General features: G+C 36.6%; 4 protein-coding genes. All 4 read right to left on the bottom strand.

Annotation, left to right across the window (positions count from 1 at the left end; all coding sequences use genetic code 11):
* Positions 1-106: 106 nt before the first annotated feature.
* Positions 107-1,441, bottom strand: a complete 1,335-nt coding sequence (locus JHC30_07670; protein MCI4464026.1) for a type II secretion system F family protein — start codon at positions 1,439-1,441, stop codon at positions 107-109.
* Complete coding sequence (locus tag JHC30_07665; protein MCI4464025.1) at positions 1,428-2,795, bottom strand: CpaF family protein; 1,368 nt, start codon at positions 2,793-2,795, stop codon at positions 1,428-1,430. Before JHC30_07665 ends, JHC30_07670 begins: the two co-directional genes overlap by 14 nt.
* Entirely contained in the window at positions 2,788-3,954 is a 1,167-nt protein-coding gene (locus JHC30_07660) for an AAA family ATPase (GenBank protein MCI4464024.1), read from the bottom strand. Before JHC30_07660 ends, JHC30_07665 begins: the two co-directional genes overlap by 8 nt.
* Positions 3,947-4,084, bottom strand: a 138-nt coding sequence (locus JHC30_07655) for an FHA domain-containing protein (GenBank protein MCI4464023.1), incomplete at its 5' end; no start/stop codon positions are given. The genes JHC30_07655 and JHC30_07660, both read right to left, overlap by 8 nt.

The raw sequence follows: 4,084 nt of genomic DNA, 5'->3' as shown, positions 1-4,084 counted from the left end.
ATCCCTTATAGACAATAGCCATTCGACCTCTGCCTATCTCCTCTATGATCTCATACTTATCAATTTTTTGTGGGGTATTGTTGCTCATTTTTCTCTTCCCTTCATCTTAGAATTTCATTTCATTTTGCACTACTACTTCACCAGCCTTATATAGGACAAACGACAGGAAAAGTATCAGTAAATGCATAAAAGTCATATACAAAAATCCAGGCAGGTTTCCACCTCTTGAGAAGAACATATATGCAGGAGAAAGAGGACTTCTGAAAGATTTCATAAATAATTCAGACATAAGTATTATGCCAAAAAACATTATAAAGATAATTTTTAGTTGCCCTGTTGCTTCTGATGCGATTGATTCGATTTTTTGAAGGACGAGCGTTTTTTTGTTGAAAAGATTAGTAAGGGCGTAAAGAACAGGTATGAGATTTCCTCCTTTTTGCTCCTGGATAACAAGAGACGAAACTACATTTTTAAGTTCTGGAATTTTTTCTATCCATTTATTGAAAGGAGTCAACGCTTGCTCAAGGTTTTTATATGTTTCATAGCGTGCTGTAACTTCATCGAGGATATAAGAAAGAGGGGCAGACCTTATCCTTTCTCTTGAGAATTGAAGCGCCTGTGAAAGAGAGTTGCCTGCCTGAATTGAATTTGTCATTATCTGTAGCCATGTTGGAATTTGCAATTTTAACCTATTTAAAGACATCTCTTCAAGTGGCTTCCTTATGAAGGCAAGGAATATAAGGTATCCTTGAAATACCATTATGAGCCCAAACGATAACTTGAAAAGAAAAAGTTGCTTCATTGTGTTTGCCTTTTCTACGAGGATCTTATCGAAAGGTGATAGGGAAATATATTCCTTAAATTGTGCGGAAACAGTGCTTATAAAAGAGGCTTTTTTATCGGTTTTTTTTGAATCTATACTTCTGTAAATTGAAAGAACATCCAGGTCAAATGGAGGTATGCTATCCCTTTTTAATCCGAGAGTTTTTTCAATAGACTGGTAAGCACTTTCCTGGACAATTTTCTTAATGTTGTCAATGTTCTTTTCTACGCTGTTATTCTTAAAGTACTTTTCCAGCTCTTCATTTTTGTTGAGGCTGTAAGTAAATGAACCTACGACATTTGTTGATTTAATACCTGCGCTAATTAAATTTTCCTTTACCCAGCTTAACTCAGGATTGGTTACTATGTCCTCGACTGTAACTCCTTTTTGTATGTTAAAAAACATAGGACCAAGAGAATTGTATCCAAATAAAAAGAATATCAGAAGATATGCTATGAAAACAATAAGGACTGTTCCCTTCCCAATATTGTATCCCGACTCTCTCAGACTTAATGATATTTTAGAGATGAAATCCTTTCCTGTCTCTTCTCCGTAAGGCAACGCTTTTTTTACGGTTTTCCCTTGTTCGATAAAATCCTTAAATTTACGCTTTCTCATCTTTTGTTGCCTCCTTAATATAATCATTGAAGTTAATACCATGAAGTTCCATCTTTTTTGCGCACCTCAAATTCCCATGAGAAATAACAAATTTAAATTTCCCTTTGACTTTGCCTTTTTCGTCAGTCCCAGTCCTTTCAAATTCAATAAAGGGGACAAATTTTATTCCAAGTTCAGAGTGAGAGTCTGGAACGAACTCACCAATCATACCAACCTTTCTTGAGCCATCCTCAAATCTGAAAAGGTGGATAATGATATCAATCCCACCTAAAATCATCGAGGCAATTGCCTTTTCTGTGAGTTTTGCGCCAGTCATAAGAACCATTGATATAAGCCTTGAAATAACATCCTCTGGTGAGTTTGCGTGGATCGTTGACATAGAACCATCATGGCCCGTATTCATAGCCTGAAGCATATCAAATGCCTCTGCTCCTCTTACTTCGCCTACGATTATCCTGTCTGGCCTCATTCTCAATGCGTTTCTTACAAGGTCTCTTATTGCAATCTCTCCTTTTCCCTCGATATTGGGGGGTCTTGCCTCCAAAGAAACTACATGCGCCTGGTTGAGTTGGAGCTCTCTTGAGTCTTCTATTGTAATTATTCTTTCATTAGAGGGTATCATCCCGGACATAAAGTTTAGAAAGGTTGTTTTACCTGTTCCTGTTCCGCCAGATACAATTATATTAAGTCTGCTTTTTATGAGGAGGTTTATGATGTCTGCGATTTTATCGTCGATGCTTCCAAGTTTTATAAGGTCTTCTCTTGAAAGGATGTCTTTTCGGAATTTTCTAATTGTAACAACAGGATATTCTGAGATAGGAGGAATAATAACATTCACTCTTGAGCCATCAGGCAATCTTGCGTCGACCAGGGGACTGCTTTCGTCTATTCTTCTACCAAGCGGCTGAACTATTTTATCAATGAGCCTTTTAAGCTGCTCTTCGTTTTCGAAAGTAATGTCTGTTGGGATAATATTTCCCTCTTTTTCAACGAAGACCTTTTTTGGACCATTGATCATTATTTCTGTTATCTTGTTGTCGTACAAAAGTTTTTCAAGAGGACCAAAGCCCGTTATTTCGCTTACAATTGACTCGATAAGTTTGCTTTGGGGAATGTCCTTAAGGTCTACCTCACCATTTTTAATTATTTTTGAGATTTTTTCAGCGCACATTGCATATACATATTCACGTCCTTTTTTGTTGAGGTCCATTAGGATCTCAGATGGCGAGTAATAGTCGAAGAGTTTCTTTCTTAAGTTTTCTGCGATTTCATTAAATCTGTCTAATTCAACTTCTTTTTGTTCCGATTTTAATTTAAAGCCTCCAATAGAGACCCGCTTGTTGTTTTCATCCATTTTCGACCACCTGCGCAATCGCCTTTACAAGGCTTACAAGATCATCTCTCAGTTTGCTCTTTGTATGAGATACAATTACAGGTATACCATTGTTATAACTCAAGGCAACCTGTGTGGGATCATCTTCTACGGTTGCAAATGTGCCCTCCGGAAGGATTGCCCTTAAATCGCTCCCTATTACTGAAAGAGCCTTTTTATTCCTCTTGTTCATAATAACTTTAGCATCAAAAGGAACGCCCTGTTTCATAATCTCTTCCCTGAACTGTTTTAAAAGTATTATTGAATTTGCTTCTGATGTGACAACAGCGAAAACCTGGTTACTTATCTCAACAATCTCTCTAAGTGTATCGTAATACCTTGGAGGTGTATCAATTATAGTATAGTCAAAATAATCTTTGACATACTCTATTGTTTTAGCAAATTCTGCTGAATGGGAAAATACATAGGAAGCCTCCTGTAAAGTCTTTGGTGGAAGCAAGCAATGTAAATTTACTGACTCAATATGAAATATGTAATCATCTATGTTTTCTCGTGCACCTTCCCCGAGAAGAAGAACAAGGTCGTAGAGGTTTTTGTTTGAATAAGACAGATCAAGTAGTATCGGGACATCTGAGAAAGGGAAAGAGGCATCTACATAAAGTACCTTTTTGTTAAGCAAATTTGCAAGCCCAATTGCAACATTTATTGCAATAAAACTTTTTCCTGTGCCTCCTTTTGGTGAAAAGAATGAGATAACTTTTGATATCCTTTTCTCTTTTATTATATTCTTTGGAGAAACCGCTTCATATCTATTGTAGTTTTTTTCAACAGTTGTTAGGGATTGCTCGTCCATTGGCTTGTAAACAAAGTCGTTAGCGCCTTCCTGGTAAAGCATTCTCATATTATATGTCATGCCACGCTTTAATAAGACGACAATAAATGTTCCAGGACTTTGTTCATGTGATTTCTTAATGACTCTTGAGATTTCTTCAATTTCTGGAATTTCTTCGAAATCTACAAACAAAATGGCAGGCTTTAAGAATGAGACCCTTTTTATGGTTTCATCTTCAGAGGAACTGCTTCCCACAAGGTCAAAGTCAGGAAAGTCTGCAACTTGATTTACGATTCTTTGGAGACCATCCTGTGAAGTTGAAAAGACAAAAACCTTTAACTTATTCATAGCGCCCTCCTTTTATTAAAATTCTGATAATTGATCTTCCAATTTGCAACACATCCCCGGAATGTAACTCTACTTTGTCCTTTATTTGCTTTCCATTTACATAAGTTCCGTTTAAACTATTGTTATCTGA

Origin of the sequence: Caldisericum sp., from assembly GCA_022759145.1 — a bacterium.
Classification (GTDB): Bacteria; Caldisericota; Caldisericia; order Caldisericales; family Caldisericaceae; genus Caldisericum.
This window is presented reverse-complemented; position numbering and strand designations above follow the sequence as displayed.

Excerpts from the sequence above, each read along its gene's own strand:
- JHC30_07660 (MCI4464024.1), bottom strand. The coding sequence starts at position 3,954 with ATGAATAAGTTAAAGGTTTTTGTCTTTTCAACTTCACAGGATGGTCTC.
- JHC30_07670 (MCI4464026.1), bottom strand. The coding sequence starts at position 1,441 with ATGAGAAAGCGTAAATTTAAGGATTTTATCGAACAAGGGAAAACCGTA.
- JHC30_07665 (MCI4464025.1), bottom strand. The coding sequence starts at position 2,795 with ATGGATGAAAACAACAAGCGGGTCTCTATTGGAGGCTTTAAATTAAAA.